This is a genomic window from Mycobacterium sp. (assembly GCF_044342925.1).
GTDB lineage: Bacteria > Actinomycetota > Actinomycetes > Mycobacteriales > Mycobacteriaceae > Mycobacterium.
In genome coordinates this window covers 1-18,073 of the sequence record NZ_JBIIOV010000013.1, presented here as the reverse complement: position 1 = coordinate 18,073, position 18,073 = coordinate 1, and the positions used below count along the sequence as shown (strand labels likewise).

Annotated in this window: 18 protein-coding genes and 2 pseudogenes; 12 read left to right on the top strand and 8 right to left on the bottom strand. The window is 67.9% G+C overall.

From position 1 onward, the window contains the following. Positions 1-2: 2 nt before the first annotated feature. Complete coding sequence (locus ADBZ6I_RS02830) at positions 3-1,292, bottom strand: LCP family protein (RefSeq protein ID WP_526380683.1); 1,290 nt, start codon at positions 1,290-1,292, stop codon at positions 3-5. A gap of 153 nt (positions 1,293-1,445) precedes the next feature. Further along, positions 1,446-2,147 (bottom strand): CPBP family intramembrane glutamic endopeptidase, encoded by a 702-nt coding sequence (locus ADBZ6I_RS02825; RefSeq protein WP_526380681.1) that lies wholly within the window; start codon positions 2,145-2,147, stop codon positions 1,446-1,448. 139 nt (positions 2,148-2,286) lie between these two features. On the opposite strand from ADBZ6I_RS02825, the gene pheA reads away from it, so the two are divergent. Together pheA and ADBZ6I_RS02815 are read left to right on the top strand one after the other, a co-directional pair. Continuing rightward, positions 2,287-3,225: a prephenate dehydratase gene (gene pheA, locus ADBZ6I_RS02820; protein ID WP_526380649.1), complete on the top strand. Its 939-nt coding sequence runs from the start codon at positions 2,287-2,289 to the stop codon at positions 3,223-3,225. Continuing rightward, positions 3,222-3,917, top strand: a complete 696-nt coding sequence (locus ADBZ6I_RS02815; RefSeq protein WP_526380647.1) for a histidine phosphatase family protein — start codon at positions 3,222-3,224, stop codon at positions 3,915-3,917. The genes pheA and ADBZ6I_RS02815 overlap by 4 nt, the downstream gene beginning before the upstream one ends. 4 nt (positions 3,918-3,921) lie before the next feature. Here the strand turns inward: ADBZ6I_RS02815 and ADBZ6I_RS02810 are convergent, their stop codons facing one another. The 3 genes and pseudogenes from ADBZ6I_RS02810 to ADBZ6I_RS02800 form a co-directional block, all read right to left on the bottom strand. After that, positions 3,922-4,119: a hypothetical protein gene (locus tag ADBZ6I_RS02810; RefSeq protein ID WP_526380645.1), complete on the bottom strand. Its 198-nt coding sequence runs from the start codon at positions 4,117-4,119 to the stop codon at positions 3,922-3,924. Between the two features lie 89 nt (positions 4,120-4,208). Further along, positions 4,209-4,559 carry a metallopeptidase family protein gene (locus ADBZ6I_RS02805; protein ID WP_526380643.1) on the bottom strand — a complete coding sequence of 117 codons (351 nt, stop codon included), beginning with the start codon at positions 4,557-4,559 and terminating at the stop codon, positions 4,209-4,211. 20 nt (positions 4,560-4,579) lie between these two features. Then, positions 4,580-5,641, bottom strand: a pseudogene (locus tag ADBZ6I_RS02800) (septum formation family protein); the annotation flags it as partial. Between the two features lie 131 nt (positions 5,642-5,772). On the opposite strand from ADBZ6I_RS02800, the gene serS reads away from it, so the two are divergent. The 3 genes from serS to ADBZ6I_RS02785 all read left to right on the top strand — a co-directional run bounded on the left by serS (position 5,773) and on the right by ADBZ6I_RS02785 (position 9,390). Then, positions 5,773-7,026, top strand: coding sequence for a serine--tRNA ligase (gene serS / locus ADBZ6I_RS02795; protein WP_526380641.1), 1,254 nt, complete (start codon positions 5,773-5,775; stop codon positions 7,024-7,026). Between the two features lie 5 nt (positions 7,027-7,031). Further along, positions 7,032-7,838 (top strand): DUF5718 family protein, encoded by an 807-nt coding sequence (locus tag ADBZ6I_RS02790; RefSeq protein WP_526380679.1) that lies wholly within the window; start codon positions 7,032-7,034, stop codon positions 7,836-7,838. A gap of 76 nt (positions 7,839-7,914) precedes the next feature. Then, positions 7,915-9,390, top strand: a complete 1,476-nt coding sequence (locus ADBZ6I_RS02785) for a CoA transferase (protein WP_526380639.1) — start codon at positions 7,915-7,917, stop codon at positions 9,388-9,390. Here ADBZ6I_RS02785 and ADBZ6I_RS02780 read toward each other — a convergent pair. Together ADBZ6I_RS02780 and ADBZ6I_RS02775 are read right to left on the bottom strand one after the other, a co-directional pair. Further along, positions 9,347-9,718, bottom strand: a complete 372-nt coding sequence (locus ADBZ6I_RS02780; RefSeq protein WP_526380637.1) for a hypothetical protein — start codon at positions 9,716-9,718, stop codon at positions 9,347-9,349. The two genes, ADBZ6I_RS02785 and ADBZ6I_RS02780, sit on opposite strands and share 44 nt — an antisense overlap. Next, on the bottom strand, positions 9,715-11,262 hold the full coding sequence (locus tag ADBZ6I_RS02775) for a Rieske 2Fe-2S domain-containing protein (RefSeq protein WP_526380635.1): 1,548 nt from the start codon (positions 11,260-11,262) through the stop codon (positions 9,715-9,717). Before ADBZ6I_RS02775 ends, ADBZ6I_RS02780 begins: the two co-directional genes overlap by 4 nt. Before the next feature lie 64 nt (positions 11,263-11,326). Here ADBZ6I_RS02775 and ADBZ6I_RS02770 point away from each other — a divergent pair, with 64 nt between their 5' ends. The 7 genes from ADBZ6I_RS02770 (at position 11,327) to ADBZ6I_RS02740 (ending at position 17,348) form a co-directional block, all read left to right on the top strand. After that, on the top strand, positions 11,327-12,094 hold the full coding sequence (locus ADBZ6I_RS02770; protein ID WP_526380633.1) for a lysophospholipid acyltransferase family protein: 768 nt from the start codon (positions 11,327-11,329) through the stop codon (positions 12,092-12,094). Further along, positions 12,095-12,415, top strand: coding sequence for a lysophospholipid acyltransferase family protein (locus ADBZ6I_RS02765; RefSeq protein ID WP_526380631.1), 321 nt, complete (start codon positions 12,095-12,097; stop codon positions 12,413-12,415). Beyond that, positions 12,415-13,227, top strand: coding sequence for a Cof-type HAD-IIB family hydrolase (locus ADBZ6I_RS02760; protein ID WP_526380629.1), 813 nt, complete (start codon positions 12,415-12,417; stop codon positions 13,225-13,227). Before ADBZ6I_RS02765 ends, ADBZ6I_RS02760 begins: the two co-directional genes overlap by 1 nt. A gap of 168 nt (positions 13,228-13,395) precedes the next feature. Then, positions 13,396-13,662, top strand: coding sequence for a metal-sensitive transcriptional regulator (locus ADBZ6I_RS02755; protein ID WP_526380627.1), 267 nt, complete (start codon positions 13,396-13,398; stop codon positions 13,660-13,662). A 44-nt stretch (positions 13,663-13,706) separates the two neighbouring features. Then, the gene (locus ADBZ6I_RS02750; protein ID WP_526380625.1) at positions 13,707-15,086 is read left to right on the top strand and encodes an MBL fold metallo-hydrolase; all 1,380 of its coding nucleotides are present in this window, start codon (positions 13,707-13,709) and stop codon (positions 15,084-15,086) included. A gap of 18 nt (positions 15,087-15,104) precedes the next feature. Continuing rightward, positions 15,105-16,343: an NAD(P)/FAD-dependent oxidoreductase gene (locus tag ADBZ6I_RS02745; protein ID WP_526380623.1), complete on the top strand. Its 1,239-nt coding sequence runs from the start codon at positions 15,105-15,107 to the stop codon at positions 16,341-16,343. A gap of 51 nt (positions 16,344-16,394) precedes the next feature. Further along, entirely contained in the window at positions 16,395-17,348 is a 954-nt protein-coding gene (locus tag ADBZ6I_RS02740; RefSeq protein WP_526380621.1) for a DUF4436 family protein, read from the top strand. A gap of 49 nt (positions 17,349-17,397) precedes the next feature. Here the strand turns inward: ADBZ6I_RS02740 and ADBZ6I_RS02735 are convergent. Continuing rightward, a pseudogene (locus ADBZ6I_RS02735) lies at positions 17,398-18,073 on the bottom strand (hypothetical protein); the annotation flags it as partial.

The following is an 18,073-nucleotide window of genomic DNA, read 5'->3' as shown; positions in this document are numbered from 1 at the left end:
ACTCAGGGTTGGCCGTCGAGAACCTGCTGCGGAACCGGGGAGTCGGTGCGTAGCGCCTCGAACAGGGCGGGCGCCGCGTCGGAGTCCCAGATCACCACCGAACCCGCTTCGTTGCCGGTGAATTCACCGATCGGCACGGTGACGGTGGTGATCGAACCGTGCAACGCCCAACCGAGGGCGGCGAGGCTCCAGACGTGAGCATCAGTGTTGACGGTCAACGCCGCGAGGCCGGCACGAGGTACCGCGTACCACCGCCACGGGTTGAGCCACACCGTCGGCGTCTGCGCCCGCCGCAGCATCGCCGCCATGAACTCACGCTGGTGTTGCATCCGGTCGAGGTCGGCCCGCGGCGTTGCGCGGCTGCGGACATAACCCAGCGCGTTGGGCCCGTTGAGCACCTGGCACCCGGCCGGCAGATCGATGCCGGCCAGCGGATCGTTGATGGGTTCGGCCGGGCAGACGGTGACCCCACCGAGCGCGTCGACGACGTCGCCGAACCCGCCGAAGCCGATTTCGGCGTAGTGGTCCAGGCGCAGTCCGGTGGCCTGCTCGACGGTCTGGGCCAGCAGCGCTGGGCCGCCTTCGGCGAATGCCGCGTTGATCTTGTCCGTGCCCCAACCCGGGATCTCCACATAGGAGTCGCGGGGGATCGAGACCATGGTGGTGGGCTCACCGGACAGCAGCCCGGGAATGTGCACCAGCAGGATGGTGTCGGTGCGACCGTTACCCACCTCGCCGCCGGTGGCCAGTTCGGCTTGCTGCTGTTCGGTCAGGCCGGTGCGGCTGTCGGACCCGACGAGCAGCCAGTTGGTCCCGGCACCCGCGGCCGGCCTGCCGTCGTAGTCGTTGGACACCGCGACGCGGCGCAGCGAGGTCTCGACCCAGATCGAGATGCCCAGGGTGGCGGCCACCGCCACCAGAACGGCGGCCGTCACGCCGGCGACCAAACGGGTGAACAGACCACGCTTCGCGCGCGGCGCGGTGCTGCGGGTCCTGGTCCGCTTGGTCTTTGCGGCCTGCTGCGGTGCGGGGGCCGGCTTCGGTGGAGCGGGGGTGCGCGGTGCGGGCGCCGGCAGTCCGACCCGGGTGGGCGCCGGATCGGGCCGGCGGCGCCTCGGCGCGGCCGGCGGCGGGACTTCGCGTCGCGGCGGGGGCTGAACCGGAAACGTCTGCGGCGGCGATGGCCGGCGCAGTGGTTCGGGTGGACCAGCCGGCGGCCGTGGCGGCGGGAATCCGGGCGGTGGTGCGGCGCGAGGGGGCGGCGGGGGCCGGTATCCAGGAGGCCGGCGGATGAACTGCGGCGGCTCGGGCGGCGGCCCGGGCGGTGGCACAGGCGGCCCGGGCGGCCCAGGCGGCCGCACCCGGGGAATCCGCTCGGTGGGCGGATCCTCGGCCAGCGGCCGGTGCTCGTTCACACGGTCAACCTAAGCGCTCGTCGCACCGGATCAGCGCAGCCATGCCAGGTGCCCGGACAGCACGACGTATCCGACGTAGGCGACGGTGTTGATGATCCCGTGCGCGATCACCAGCGCCCACAACCGTCCGGTGCGACACCAGGCGTACCCGAACACCAGTCCCATCACCACGTTGCCGACTCCGGCGCCGACGCCCTGATAGAGGTGATAGAGCCCGCGCAGCAGGCTGGAGGCCACCACCGCGGCGTTCTGGCTCAGGCCCACCTGGCGAAGCCGGGTGATGAGGTAGCCCACCACCACCACCTCCTCGGCGAATCCGTTGGCGAAGGCTGCCATGATCAGCACCGGAATCCGCCACCACGAGTTGTGCAGCCCCGACGGTTCTACTTCGGCGTTGAGGCCCAGGTGCCGGGCCGCCAGGTACAGCAGCAGGCCGGGAATTCCGATCAGCGCCGCCAGGCCCAGCCCGCGCAGGCCGTCGCCACGCCAGCGGATCCGGCCCAGGCCGACGGCTGCCGGCCCAATCCCGCTGCGCCACAACAGATACAGTGCCAGCCCGCCCCACGCCACCAGCTGCCCGACCGATACCAGATTCAGCCCCAGGTTGATCAGGTCGTAGCGCGACTGATCGGGGTTGAGTCGCACCCGTTGACCGGCCAGTCCGGACAGCACCGCGTCGGCCAGTTGCAGGATCGCGACGAGCGCGCTGACCCCGAAGGTCACCGCGAGCATGACCCCGATCTCGATGCGGGTGCCGCGGACGTCGAGGTCCGCGCCGGGGTGGCCGGCCTGGGGCGACTCGTCGCGGCTGACGTTCACTCCGCCACGGTAGCGGCCCGGATACCCGGTCCCGACCCGATAGGGTTGGGCCGTGGTTTCCGTTCCGGCCCGTCTTCCGGCCCGTGTCGCCTACCTCGGACCCGAGGGGACGTTCACCGAGGCCGCGCTGCGGCGGATGGCTTCGGGCGGCATGGTTCCCGGCGGGGCCGCCGAACCGCTGCCCGCCGAGAGCACCCCGGCCGCCCTGGAAGCCGTCCGGACCGGTGCCGCCGACTTCGCATGCGTGCCGATCGAGAACTCGATCGAGGGCAGTGTGCTGCCGACTCTGGACAGCCTGGCCGCGGGCTCGCCGCTGCAGATCTACGCCGAACTCACTTTGGATGTGGCGTTCAGCATCGTCGCCCGGCCCGGCGTCCAGGCCGGTGCGGTGCGCACGGTGGCCGCGTTCCCGGTCGCGGCCGCCCAGGTGCGGCGCTGGCTGTCGGAGAACCTTCCCGGCGCCGAGGTGGTGCCGGCGAACTCCAACGCCGCCGCCGCCCGCGATGTCGCCGACGGCCGCGCCGACGCCGGGGTGAGCACCGCCCTGGCGGCGCAGCACTACGGCCTGGCCACCCTGGCCGACGGGGTGGTCGACGAACCCAACGCCCGAACCCGTTTCGTCCTGGTGGGCTGCCCCGGGCCGCCGCCGCCGCGCACCGGCGCCGATCGCACCTCGGTGGTGCTGCGGGTCGGCAACACCCCCGGTGCCCTGGTGGCCGCGTTGAGCGAGTTCGGTATTCGTGGCATCGATCTCACCCGTATCGAATCCCGGCCCACCCGAACAGAACTCGGCACCTACATGTTCTTCCTGGACTACGTCGGGCACATCGACGACCGCGCGGTGGCGGAGGCGCTGATGGCGTTGCACCGGCGCTGCGACGACGTTCGCTACCTGGGCTCCTGGCCGACCGGTGCGGCCGCGGGTGCGGTGCCGCCGTTGCTCGACGAGGCCGAGCAGTGGCTGGCGAGACTGCGCCGGGGCGAGTCGTGAGCGGCCGGCTGATCCTGGTCCGGCACGGCCAGTCGCACGGCAACGTCGAACGTCGCCTCGACACCAGGCCGCCCGGCGCCGACCTCACCGAACTCGGCGTGCGCCAGGCCCAGGACTTCGCTCGCGGCCTGAAACGTCCGCCCGGCCTGCTGCTGCACTCCGTGGCCCGGCGCGCCGGGCAGACCGCCGCGGCGATCGCCGGCGAGCTCAGTGAAACCATCTCGCGGCCAAGGGAAGTGGACGACATTCATGAGGTGCAGGCCGGCGATCTGGAGAACCGCAGCGACGACGAGGCGATCGCCGAATTCAACACCGTCTACCAGCGCTGGCATGAGGGAGATCTCGACGCCGCCATGCCCGGCGGGGAGAGCGGGCGCGAGGTGCTGGACCGCTACCTGCCGGTGATCACCGATCTGCGGCTGCGCTACCTCGACGACCGGGACTGGCATTCCGACATCATCGTGGTCAGCCACGGCGCCGCGATCAGACTGGCCGCCGCCACCCTGGCCGGAGTCGAGAGCAGCTTCGTTCTGGAGCACCATCTGGCCAACATCGAAGCGGTGGCGCTCTCCCCGATCACCGACGGCCGGTGGAGTTGCGTGCGGTGGGGTTCACAGTCGCCGCCGTTCTACCCCGAGCCCGACGTGCATCCTGTCGCAGAGGCGCTGCAGGCCGCCGACCCGATGGGCTGAACGCTCAGATGGCCAACCGGTGTTCGCCTCGTTCCCCGCACTCGCAGCCGACCGCCTCGCAGTCGATGGTCAGTGCATGCAGCAGGATCTCCGGGTGGCGGCATCCCGGCTCGGTGCAGTGCGTTCCGTGACCCCAGTGGTGGATCAGCGTCCCGTGGCAATGCGGCCGCCCGGCCAGGCATTCGCGGCACTCGTTCCCCATCACTCGTTCTTAGCACCACCCTCCGACGGTTCCGCAGGTGCCGCGCCGGGGCCGGCGACCCGAACTGCGGCTGCTTTTCGAACCGGAATTCAGTCCCAGCCCAATTCGTGCAATCGCTGGTCGTCGATGCCGAAGTGGTGCGCGAGTTCGTGGATGACAGTGATGGCGACCTCCTCGACCACCTCGTCCTCGCTCTCACAGATCTCCAGCAGGCTCTCCCGGAAGATCGTCACGGTGTCGGGCAGCGCCCCGGCGTAGGTGGAGTCACGCTCGGTCAGCGCGATGCCCTCGTACAGACCGAGCAGATCCGGGTCGTCGGGATGCCGATCGGCCACCAGCACCACCACGTTGTCGACGGCGGCGGCCAGATCAGGGGGGATCAGGTCCAGCGCCTCGGAGACCAGGTCCTCGAAGCGCTCCGGGTCCATCTGGACGGGCACTAGCCGGGCTGGTTGCCACCGGGCATCGGCAGCGGCAGGTTGAGCCGCTCCTCCGGGATGGCCGGTGGTGGAACCGGAGGCTGGCCGTTGATCAGTAGCGGGCCCTTGGCGCTGTTGATCAGCGTGGCCCAGCCGCCGTTGCCCAGGGTGGCGCCGATGCTGCACGACACCTGCCGGCTGCCCGCACTCCAACTCGGCAGCGACACGGTGCTGTAGATCAGCGTCAGGGTGGTGTCGCGCAGCTTGCCGGGGGCCAGATAGGCGTCGGTCATCGCGGTGCACACCTCCTTGATGAACGCGTCCTGGTCGGCGTCGATGGGCAGGCCCTCCGGGAATTTCTCGGCGAGGTTGACGGTGCCGACGAACTCCATGGCGTGCGGCGCGGAGCAGTCGACGGGAGCGTCGTTGGGCTGGTTGGTCGGCGGGTCGATACCCAGGCAGGTGCCCACCGGCCAGATTTTGGACTGATCCTGCTCGGCGACCCGGCCCTTGAACGGGACCTGCTGGTTGCCGGGGCCCTTGAGCTGCAGGCCGCACAGCAGGCGCCGTTCGCCGGATTGCTTCCAGGCATTGTCGCCCGCCCAGAGCAGACTGATGCTGAACCGGCTGTTGGGGTCGTACCGCGGGCCCAGGTAACGCCGGGTGGCGGGCTCGCACTGCTCCAGCGTGAGCTGCTGGATGCGCGCCGGCGAGGGCGGCTCGGCGTCCGGCCCGAATTCCGCGCCGGGGTAGGCCCGGGTGTCGACGGCGGCGGAAACCTCGAAGCGGTGGTCGTCCTTGCAGTCGACGATCGCCGCGGCGTCCAGCGCGTTGTCCGGCCAGTTCAGGCAGTAGCCGGTCTTGGCCTCGGCGAAGGTCGGGTTCACCGCCGTGCCCAGCTGCTCGGCCGGAACGACGGTGCTCAGCGGACCCTTGTCGCGGATCGGCAGGGCAATGACCGTCCCGGCGATCAGCAGGCCGCCGAGCGCGGTGAGCAGCAGCGCGCGACGCGTCGAGGACGGCTGGCCGCCCAACCGGCGGCGCCGTCCCGCCGACTCGTCGTCGGCGTCGTCGGTCTCCGGGGCATCGGATAACTGCAACATCGCGGTCCATTGTGGCAGGCCCGGCGAGCGACGTGGCAAGTGCCGCTCACCGACTGTTACCCGGTTGTGCTGTACCAGCCCCGTACCGCCCCGCGCAGCCGCCGGTCAGGGGCGAAAGTAGGGTGCAGATCGTGATCGACCTGAAACTGCTGCGCGAGGACCCCGACGCGGTCCGCCGGTCACAACTCGCCCGCGGTGAGGACCCGGCGTTGGTCGACGTCCTTCTGCAGGCCGACGTCGCCCGCCGCTCGGCGATCTCGGCCGCCGATTCGCTGCGGGCCGAACAGAAGGCGGCCAGCAAGAGCGTCGGTTCGGCGGCGCCAGAAGACCGGCCGGCGCTGCTGGACCGGGCCAAGCAGCTCGCGGCCGGCGTCAAGGACGCCGAGGCGACGCAGGCCGACGCCGAGGCGACGTTCGCCGCGGCCCACCTGGCGATCCAGAACGTGGTGATCGACGGGGTGCCGTCGGGCGGCGAAGACGACTACGTCGTGCTCGACACCGTCGGCGAACCCCGCGCCATCGACAGTCCCCGGGACCACTTGGAACTGGGTGAGTCGCTGGGGCTGCTCGACATGGAGCGCGGCGCCAAAGTGTCGGGGTCGCGGTTCTACTTCCTCACCGGCCGCGGCGCGCTGCTGCAGCTCGGCCTGCTGCAGCTGGCCGTGCGACTGGCATGCGACAACGGTTTCACCCTGATGATCCCGCCCGTGCTGGTGCGCCCGGAAGTGATGGCCGGCACCGGATTCCTCGGTGCGCACGCCGACGAGATCTACCACCTCGAAGCCGACGACCTCTATCTCGTCGGCACCTCCGAAGTGCCGCTGGCCGGCTATCACTCCGACGAGATCCTCGACCTGTCCGACGGGCCGAAACGCTATGCGGGATGGTCGTCGTGCTTCCGGCGCGAGGCGGGCAGCTACGGCAAGGACACCCGCGGCATCATCCGGGTGCACCAGTTCGACAAGGTCGAAGCCTTCGTCTACTGCCGTCCCGACGACGCCGAGGCCGAGCATCAGCGGCTGCTGGGCTGGCAGCGCCAGATGCTGGAGCTGATCGAGGTGCCCTACCGGGTAATCGACGTCGCCGCCGGCGATCTCGGTTCCTCGGCGGCCCGCAAGTTCGACTGCGAGGCATGGGTGCCCACCCAGCAGGCTTACCGGGAACTGACCTCGACGTCGAACTGCACCACCTTCCAGGCCCGCCGGCTGGCCACCCGCTACCGCGACGAGAACGGCAAACCGCAGATCGCCGCGACGCTCAACGGCACGCTGGCCACCACCCGCTGGCTGGTCGCGATTCTGGAGAACCATCAGCAGCCCGACGGAGGCGTGCGGGTGCCCGCGGCGCTGGTTCCGTTCGTAGGGACAGAGATACTGACGCCGTGATCGACATGGAACTCGACGACCTGCGGGAGTGGTTCGGCTTCGGAGTGGCCGGCAATTTCGCTGGGCACCTCGAACAAGCCGGGGAGGCAGTCGATTTCACCAACGTCGAAAGTGTCGGCAACGCCCCCAAGGGCATCTTCCCGTGGTACGCGCCGGGCAACGACGGGTTTCTCGGCGAGTTCCCGCTGTCCCACGACGCGCTGATCGTTCCGGCGGTGACCGAGGACGGCGGCCCCTTGAACCTGCAGATCGAACCCGAAGTGGGGTTGGCCTGCGAGGTGGTGTGGAGCGGCGACACCGTTGGCACCCTGCGGCCGTTCGCACTGGGTGCGTTCAACGACTGCTCCATCCGCCGGCCCGGGGCGCCCAAGATCAGCTACAAGAAGAACTGGGGGCCGGCGTCGAAAGGCGTTGCGGCGCAGTTCTTCGAGGCCCACGACCTCACCCCGGACGGTCCCACCGCCACCTTGCGGCTGCTGTGCCACCTGCGCACCGCCGACGGTGTGCACCACGAGTACGGGGTGGACAGCCCACTGCTGGGCTACTCCTACTACGGCGAGGTGCTGCTGGACTGGATCGTCGAGCGGCTGGCCAACCAGAAGGGTTCCCCGGAAACGCCGTTGGAGGACGTCGGCGCGCTGATGGTGGCCAGCGGACACCCGCGCCACGTCCTGATCGGCATCGGCGCCACCCGCTACACCGCCTACGGCGAGAGCACGTTCCTCAAGCCCGGCGACGAGGGCATCGTGCGGGTGTACGACACCGCCGGCGAGGAGTTCTCCGAGTTGCGGCAACTGGTCTGGGAGCCCTGAGCGTTCCCGGCATCCCTTGCGCGCCAATAGTGCGGATCGCCGGTTTTCGGCTGCGCGGCTATGGGATTCTTCGGCCATGACCGAGAAGTGGCAGGCGAGGCGGGTCACCGACAACACCGATATCAACGCAGACTTCAAGGATCTTCTGGGCGGGGTGAACTTGGACCCCGCCGACACCGGCGGTCAGATCGTCTTCACCGGTCAGGACCCGATCCTGCCCAGTAATCACCGACTCGGGGCCATCATGGCGATGGGAATGATGGGTCCGGCGGCGGCCACCCAGATCTTCTACCGGATGCGCGGCGGCCCGGCGCAGGATCTGTCCGTCGATCTCCGGCGTGCCGTCGTGCACATCAATCCGCTGGCGATGTTCACGCCGACCGCCGGTGGCTACCCGTATCAGCCCTACTTCGTCGATCCCACAGTGAATCCGTTGGGGTTCAGCATGTTTCCCACCAAGGACGGTCGCTGGTATCTGCCGACCGCGGCGTACCCGCTCGCGGTCCCGCAGTGGATGGAACTGCTCAAGGCGGATCTGAACAAGGATTCGATGGCGGCCGCCATCGCGCAGTGGAACGCGCTGGACCTGGAGAACGCCGCGGCCGAACGCGGCATGATCGGCTCGATGGTTCGCACTCCCGAAGAGTGGTACGCCCATCCGCAGGGCGCGATTCTGGCCCAGACGCCGATGATCGAGATCGTCAAGATCGGTGACAGCGAGCCCGAACTGCCGCCGCTGGTCGACCAGTCACGGCCGCTGTCCGGCATCAAGGTCGCCGCCTTCACCCACGTCATCGCGGGCCCGAATAGCGGGCGGACCTTGGCCGAGCAGGGCGCCGAAGTGCTGCACATGGCACGACCGGAATACGAGTACGACGCGTTGTTGCAGGACACCCACCTCGGATTCCGGTCGACCTGGATGGACCTCACCCAGGCCGCCTACAAGGCCAAGGCCCTTGAGGTTCTCAAAGGCGCCGACGTGGTGGTGGAGAACTTCCGCGGCCGCAAGATCGCCGATCTGGGACTGTCCGCGGAGCAGATCGCCGAGGTGCGACCGGGGATCATCTACACGTCGCTTCGCGCGTTCGGCTGGGACGGCCCGTGGCAGGGCCGCGGTGGGTTCGACATGGACGCCAACTGCACGTCGGGCTACGCCGTGCTGGAGGGCACCGAAGACCATCCACTGTTGCCGCCCACGGTGATCCTCAACGACTATCTCGCCGGCTACCTCACCGCCATGGGAGTCGTCGCCGCGCTCATCATGCGCGCTGAACACGGCGGCAGCTATCACGTCCGCTGCTCACTGACCCGGTTCTCCATGTGGTACTCACAGCTGGGCCTATTCGATCCCGGCTACGTCAAGGAGATGATCGAAAAGCCCGATCACAAGCCGATTTTAGGCGGCGGCATCGACTTCGCCGGCGCATACGGCAAGCAGCACCACCTCGAACCCGGCATCACCTACTCCAAGACCCCTGGCCGCTGGGGTGTGCCCGGGCATCCCACCGTCAGCCCTCGCGGGGCGAGCGATCCCGAATGGCTCGGTTACTGAGCACTTCGTCCAGCATCGCCAGAAACCGCTCCGGGTCCTCCGGTGTGAACGACGGGGCCGGCCAGGTTCCCGGCACGTCGAGGGTGACCAGCACCGACTTCAGCGGGCGGCGCACGTCGAGCTGAAGCCATCGGCGCAGATCCGAACTGCCCCAGATCCGGAACCGCTGCATCAGCAACCCGAGCGACTCGGCCCGGTAGCCCGTGATCGCCCGAAGCGGAATGACTTTGGCGGTGCCGGAAGGGAAGTGGTAGCGCCGTAGCGTCAACGCGTGCCGGTCCAGCTGGACCAGGCCGTCGTCGTAGTACTGCCGCGGCGGACGGGTCACAGTTTCGAACAGCGCAGCGGGTGGCCTTTGGTGGTCAGGCACTTGCCGCTGCGCAAGTCCCACGCCCAGCCGTGCAGGTTGCAGGTCAGCGTGTTGCCTTCCACCACACCGAACTTCGACAGATCGGCCTTCAGGTGCGGACAGCGGCGCTGCACCTCCCACCCGTCCAGGGTCACCGTCGAGGTGTCATCGTGCGCTTCGGCGAACCAGCCGTCGGCGTAGGCGATCCGCTCGTCGGTGAGGCACTTGAAGAAGGTGTACAGGTACTCGTTGTAACCGCCCACCCGCCAGGCTTTGAACCGGGTGGACAGGAAGATGGTGTTGACCCAGTCCGGCTCGTCGTCGCGCAGCACCGTGCGGACCAGTTCGGGTGCGATCTCGAAGCCGTAGCGGAACTTCTCATCCGGAATGGGTTCGCGCACCGTGCGTTTCGGGAAGTCCAGTGCGACGGTCTCCGGCCCCATCTTGAGTTCGACGGGGTAGCCGATGCCGTCGCAGATCTGGTCGCTCTGCAGCATGATCGGTTCGAACTTGGCGCGCAACGGCTCCAGTAGCGGTTCCCCGGCCGCAGGCGCCCAGGCGGCCCTCTCGGCAGCCAGCACCGGCGCCATCCGCTCGGCGTACGCGGCGATGTAGTCCGCCTTGCCGGTGGTGAAGATGGCCTCCACCTCGTCGTCGGGCAGCGGGTGAGTGAGCGAAAGCAGCTGTGAGCCGCGGAAATCGGCCTTCGAGCCCGGGATCATCAGCAGCCCGCCGTTGTGGCCGTGCTGGCGCATCTGATCCAGGAACACCATCTGGTCGGGGAAGATGTTCCCCGGATCGCCGTGGTCGTCGTTGAGGAAGCGCAACTCCGCATCCAGGAAGCACGGCGGACCGGCCGACGGGATCACCCACGTCGCGCCGACGTCGGCGATGTACTGGCGGCAGCGGTCCATCCCGCGCTGGCGCTTCTGGGTGGCGAACGCCTCCTTGGCGCGCTCGGGCATGTCGTAGACCATCGGGTACCAGATCGCCCCGGAGTACTGCGGCATGTGGACGTCGATCTGACCGAACTCCGCCAGCATGTCCACCCCCAGCGGACGGGAGTCGTTCATGTTGAACACCGTGGTGGTGCCGTCGGAGATGATGATCCCGGAGTCGCCGATCGGGCCGTCTGCCGGGGCGCGCAGCGCGACGATCATCACGTCGAGGTCGCCCTTGGGCCCGCTCAGCCGATGCTTGACGGAATCCTCGGTCTCGAAGAACCGGTGGAAGCCCAGACTTTCCAGCTCGCGTTTGAGGTCGAGCACCGGATAGTCCGGCAGCAGCACCACCGCGTCCTTGCTGACGTGATCGGTCAGCAGCTTCGGGTCGAAGTGGTCCTTGTGCAGATGCGACACGTAGAGGTAGTCGCAGTCCCCGAGTGCGTCCCAGTCCAGCCCGCTGTTGTCGGGGAAGACGAACCAGGACGCGAAGTAGGCCGGGTTGACCCAGGGGTCGCACAACACACTTCCCGCTGCTGTGTCGATCCGAAATCCCGCGTGACCGATGCTGGTGACCTGCACGGATCCCCTTCCCGATGTGGACGCATGCCGCCCCTGAGCTTAGCGGCCGCAGTAGGCTGGCCACGTGGAGCCTGTGTACATGACTGTCATCGCCGGAGTGCGGGCGCTGTGGCGTATCCAGGGCCTCGACATCACCGTCACCGGCAGCACGGAGCATCTGCCGGCCACCGGCGGGGCGGTGCTGGCGATCAACCACACCGGGTATCTCGACTTCACCTTTTCCGGCCTGCCCTTCTACCGGATGCGTCCGCGCCGGATGGTGCGCTACATGGCTAAGAAGGAGGTGGTCGAGCACAAGTACGTCGGGCCCCTCATGCGTGCCATGGGCCATATCGCGGTCGACCGGTCCAACGGTGCGGTGGCGTTCGATGCCGCGGTGCGCGAACTCAAGGCCGGCGAACTGGTCGCCGTCTACCCCGAGGCCACGATCAGCCGCAGCTTCGAGCTCAAGGAGTTCAAGACCGGCGCGGCCCGGATGGCGATCGCGGCCGACGTGCCGATCATCCCGCACATCGTCTGGGGCGCCCAGCGCATCTGGACCAAAGACCACCCGAAGAAGATGTGGCGGCCCAAGGTGCCGATCACGGTCGCGGTGGGCGAGCCCATCCCGCCGACCCTGCCGCCCATCGAACTCACCGCACTGCTGCGCGCCCGCATGCAGGAACTGCTCGAACAGGTCCAGGACTCCTACGGCCCCTATCCGCCCGGAGAGTTCTGGGTGCCGCATCGGCTGGGTGGTGGCGCACCGACGCTGCCGCAAGCCGCCGAACTGGAAAGCGCCGAGATGGCCGCCCGGGCCGCCAAACGTCAGTTGGGTGGTGGGGCGGGCTAGATGGAACCCGTCTACCGCGGTATCGAGATCGCGGCGGCGGCTGCCGTCCGCCTGCTCGGTACCAAGATCACCTACCTTGGGCTGGAGAACATTCCCGCCGTGGGCGGCGCCGTCGACGCGATGAACCACATCAGCTACATCGACTACCTGGCCGCGGGGCTGGCCAGTCGGCAGCGGCGCCGTCGCATCCGCTACATGCTCAAGGCCGAGGCGCTGGAGCATGGCGCTGTCGACTGGATCATCAAGCACACGGACCGCATCCCGGTCGACCGCTCTGCCGAACGAGCCGAGCGCTCACGCCGTGCCACGGAGCCCACCTGATGCTGCCCGCACTGATTGCCAGCGACGTCGACGGCACGTTGCTGAACGCCGAAGAGAAGCTGAGTCCACGAACCCGCGACGCGGTGACCGCCGCGGTGGCCGCGGGCGCGCACTTCGTGTTGGCCACGGGACGTCCGCCCCGATGGATTCCGCCGGTGGTCGAGGCGCTCGGGTTCGCCCCGATGGCCGTCTGCGCCAATGGCGCGGTGCTCTACGACTCCGCGACCGACCGGGTGGTCTCCGCGCGCACGCTGGCCGTCGACACGTTGACCGAACTGGCCGAGATCGCGACCCGGGTGATTCCCGGTGCCGGGCTGGCGGTCGAACGGATCGGCCGCAGCGCGCACGACACCGCGACCCCGCAGTTCGTCAGCGCGCCCGGCTACGAGCACGCCTGGCTGAATCCGGACAACACCGAGGTGTCCTACGAAGACCTGCTCAGCGCACCCGCGGTGAAGTTACTCGTCCGCAAGCCCGGCATGCCCAGCGCCGACATCGCTGCGGCACTGAATCGCCACATCGGCATGCTGGCCGATGTCACCTACTCGACCAACAAAGGTCTGGTGGAGATCAGCTCGATCGGGATCAGCAAGGCCGTCGGTGTGGAGGAGGTGGCACGACCGCTGGGCATCAGCGCCGAGGACGTGGTGGCCTTCGGTGACATGCCCAACGACGTGCCGATGCTGCGCTGGGCCGGTCATGGCGTCGCGATGGGCAATGCCCACCCGGAGGCCATGGCCGCGGCCAACGAGGTGACCGCGCCGAACAGCGACGACGGACTGGCCCGGGTACTCGAACGCTGGTGGCTGTAACGGACCATCGACGCTGCGCTCAGGCCGTGATTTCCGCGGCGATCGCAGTGTCTGTGCGCAGTCACCGATCTTCCGACGGATCCCGTACCTCTTGTGCATACCCGTGGGGGTATGTAACGTTGTCCTCACCCGGGATACCCCCAGAGGTATCACAGAGGAGGCAATCCAATGTTGGCAGACGAGCGCAACGTTGCCGAGATTCTGCACCGGCTGCGCCGTGCCCAGGGCCAACTCGCCGGTGTCATCGCCATGGTCGAGCAGGGCCGCGAATGCAAAGATGTCGTGATCCAGCTGGCTGCGGTATCGAAGGCGCTGGACCGGGCGGGATTCAAACTGGTGGCGTGCGGCCTGCGGGAATGCGCCGCAGGAACTGCCGGTGACGGAGAACCGCTCACCGAAGCCGAACTGGAAAAACTCTTCCTCACCCTCGCGTGAGCCGAACGAACCGTAGCCGACGCCAACTAGAAATAGGAGCCATCATGAAGTTCAACCAGTACTACCTCGATTGCCTGTCCCACGCGTCCTACCTCATCGGCGACGAGACCACCGGCCGCGCCGTCGTCGTCGACCCACAGCGCGACGTCAGCGAATACATCGCCGACGCCAAGGAACTCGGCATGACGATCGACCTGGTCATCGAGACCCACTTCCACGCCGACTTCCTGTCCGGGCACCTGGAGCTGGCCAAGGCCACCGGCGCGAAGATCGTCTACTCCTCGGTGGCCCAGCCGGAGTTCGACTACGTGGGAGTCGACGACGGCGAGCGCTATTCGCTGGGCGATGTCCAGCTGCAGTTCCTGCACACCCCCGGCCACACACCGGAGTCGATGAGCATCGTCATCTACGAACACAAGGACGACACCGTCCCGTATGGGGTCCTCACCGGTGACACCTTGTTCATCGGCGACGTCGGCCGCCCGGATCTGCTGGCCTCGATCGGGTTCACCCGCGACGAGCTGGCCGACAAGCTGTACGACTCGTTGCACAACAAGCTCATGCCCCTGCCGGATGCCACCCGGGTGTACCCGGCGCACGGCGCCGGGTCGGCCTGCGGCAAGAACCTCTCCACTGACCTGTGGTCGACGATGGGGGAGCAGCGCAAGACCAACTACGCACTGCGCGCCTCCACCAAGGATGTCTTCATGAAGCTGGTCACCGAAGGTCAGCCGCCGGCGCCGGGCTATTTCGTCTACGACGCGATCCTCAACCGCAAGGACCGTGAACTGCTCGACGAGACCAAGATGCCGACCCCGATGAGCTACCAGCAGGTCCGTGCCGCCGAGAAGGCCGGTGCGATCCTGGTCGACGGCCGCACGCCCGAGGAGTTCGCCCAGGGGCATCTGCGTGGCGCGGTCAACATCGGTCTGGAGGGCCGCTACGCGGAGTTCGCCGGATCGGTGATAAAGCCCGATGTCGACATCATCCTGATGGACGAGCCGGGCCGGGAGTTGGAGGGCAAGAACCGTCTGGCGCGCATCGGGTTCGACCGGGTCATCGGCTACCTCACGGACCCCTACGAGGTGATGTTCGATCACCGCGATGACGTGCAGATCGCGTCCAGGCTGACCGCGCCCGCGCTCAACGCGCGGATCGCCGACGTGCCGGAACTGCAGCTCGTCGACGTCCGCAACCCCGGTGAGGCCGAAGCGGGGATGATCGCGAACGCGGTCAACATCCCCGTCGGCCAGCTGCCGGACCGGATCGCTGAGTTGGACCCGAGCAAGCCGACCGTGGTCTACTGTGCCGGAGGCTATCGGTCGTCGGTCGCGGCGAGCCTGTTGCGCCAGCAAGGGTTCGGCGACGTCAGCGACGTCCTGGGTGGATACAACGCCTGGGAGGAAGCAACCCAGAACGCCTGACCATCAGAGGAACACATCATGAGCACAGCCGGAAGCGCAACTGGAAAGACCACCGGAAAGACCGCCGGAAAGCACACAGTCCTCATCATCGGCGGGGGCAGCGCCGGCATCACGGTGGCTGCGCGCCTGCTGCGCAAGGGCTACACCGACGTCGCCGTGGTCGAGCCGTCCGACAAGCACTATTACCAGCCGATGTGGACGCTGGTAGGCGGCGGCCAGGCCGACGTCGCCTCCACCGAACGGCCGGAGGCGTCGGTGATGCCCAAGGGCGCCACCTGGATCCGCAAGGCCGCCAGTGAGGTCGATCCGGAAGCCAACACGGTCACGTGCGAGGACGGCTCGACTTACGTCTACGACGTGCTGGTGGTGTGCCCGGGTATCCAGCTGGACTGGAACAAGACCGAGGGCTTGGAGGCGGCGCTGGGCCGCAACGGCGTCTCGACGAATTACCAGTACGACCTGGCGCCGCGGACGTGGGACTTCATCCGCGGAACCCGTTCCGGCTCAGCGGTGTTCATGATGCCGTCCGGTCCGATGAAGTGCGCCGGTGCGCCGCAGAAGATCGCCTACCTGGCCAGCGACTACTGGCGTAAACAGGGTGTGCTGAAGAACATCGACGTGCATCTGGTGCTGCCGACGCCGCGTGCGTTCGGGATCCCGGCGATCGCCGACAATCTGGACAAGGTGATCGCCGACTACGGGATCCACCTGCACACCTCCTCGGAGATCACCGCGATCGACGGCGACGCGCGGAAGGTGACGGTCAGCGCCGTCGGGGAGGGCGGCACCGACACCACGCTGTCGTACGACATGCTGCACGCCGTCCCGCGGCAGTCGGCGCCGGACTGGATCAAGACCAGCCGACTGTCCACCGGTGAGCCGACCGGGTACGTGGAGGTCGACAAGTTCACCATGCAGCACGTCCGCTATCCGAACGTGTTCGCACTCGGGGATGCCGGCTCGACACCGAACTCCAAGACTGGTGCCGCGATCCGCAAGCAGGCCCCCGTCGTCGTGGAGAACATCGACTCCCATTTCAAGGGTCGGCCGCTCACCGCGTCCTACGACGGCTACGCCTCCTGCCCGATCGTCACGTCGACCCACGACATGCTGCTCGCCGAGTTCGACTACGACTTCAACCTCAAACCGTCGTTCCCCGGTCTGGACCCGACAAAGCCGCACCGGCCCTACTGGTACTTGAAGAAATACGGCTTGCCGTTCATGTACTGGAATTTGATGCTCAAGGGTGTCGCTTAACCGGGCAAACCGGACTTAGCGGATGCCGCTCTTAGACTAACCTGATCCATTATGGTCACCAGGGTCAGTGAGCCCGTCGAGTCTGTCGCATCGCACACGAGAGCGCCGCGACGGCGCAATTGGAAATGGCTATTTGTCGCTGGCGTCGCGCTGATAGTCATCGCCGGCTTCGTTTTCTTCATCCTGTCCTCGTTTTTGAAGACCAAGCAGTCGTCTCTGGTGGTCGGGGACCCGAATTTAGCCGACGGCGTTCGCGTCACGGCGAATGTGGTGGATGTGGCGCCGGCGGACAAAGTAGTCCGGTTGAGGCTCGCCTTTCAGCCGGTCGGCGGGTTGTCGCAGGACGGGAACGTCCTGAGTCGGCCGATCGAGGTCGTCGTGATCGGCGGCGCCGACGTCGTCCACGACGAGTACAAAGCATCGGAGATCATTCTGCCGGCCGACGTGCGGATGCCACTTCGCTCGGGCCGGATCGCGATGTATCCGTTGGACCGTTACGACTCGAATCTCCGGCTGGAAGTCCGCAACGCCGACGGTTCTCCCATCCCCACGTCGTTGTCGGTGGACGCGTCGACTCCGGGCTATATCGTCGGGATCACCTCGGAGTCGCTGTCGGCCGACGGCGCTATCCGCGACCTGACGCTGCGCGTCTCCCGCGCGCCCACGACACTGTTTTTCGCGTTCTTCACCTCGGCGCTGATGCTGACGCTGACCACCTTTGTCGTCATGACCGTCTACTGGTTGCTCCGGGGCGGAGCCTCGGAGAGCGTGCGATTCATGATCCCGTTGATCCTGGTGCTGTTATTCGCATTTCCGGCGATGCGCAGTTTCGTTCCGGGCGTGCCGCCGTTGGGAGTTCTGTTCGACTTCTTCGCGTTCTTCTGGTGCGAGATTATTCTTGGCCTGGCCGTTGTCGTCGTGTACGCCTCCCTGATGCGTGAAATGCGTAGGACGACCAGGGAGCAGATGAATCACAAGGACGACGAAGAGGCGCCCGCCTCTTAGTCGCCGCGGCTTAAGTCCCCCGGCTTTAAGGGCGGCTTTAGGGCCAGCTTCAGGCTCTAGCCTTGGCGCTCGCGGCGGAACTCCCCGCTGCCGCTGCACCGGTGGGTATCGCTGCCATCAGCAACAGCACCAGTGTGCCAAGGACATTGGCCGGCGTATCCGGCTTGTAGCCCGACTCATCGGTGACGGGGAATGGGGTGCCGGCACTGGTACGTCCACGCTCCTGACGCGTCGGTCCGGCAGCCGGAGCGGCGGGCGGCGCTGCGGCTGCTGCCGGCGCGGCGGCTTGGATCGGCGGTAACTCAGGTGCGCTGGGCGCAGGAGCCGGAGGCGGTGCGGCCGGTGCAGGGGCCGGGGCCGGAGTCGCAGCCGCAGGGGCAGCGCTGATAGCCGGAGCGCTGAGAGCGGGAGCGCTGACCGCGGGCGGTGGCGCCGGAACCGCTACCGGGGCGGTGACGGCCAATCCTGAGCCGGCCGCCTCCACAGGCACGACTAGGGGGACAACCACGTACGGCGTGCCGGGCAAGCCTGCGGCGCCGACGGCCATCCAGGTCGCGCCAGGTGCGCCCGGCTGTGCCCCCGTACCGCCCTGACCGCCGACCCCCCCGATGCCCCCGGCGCCGCCGGCACTGCCCTCGACGCTGCCCACCGTTCCGTCGGCGCCGTTCCCACCGTGACCGGGCGCGCCGCCGTTTCCGCCGTTTCCGCCGTCGCCCCAGAGCCCG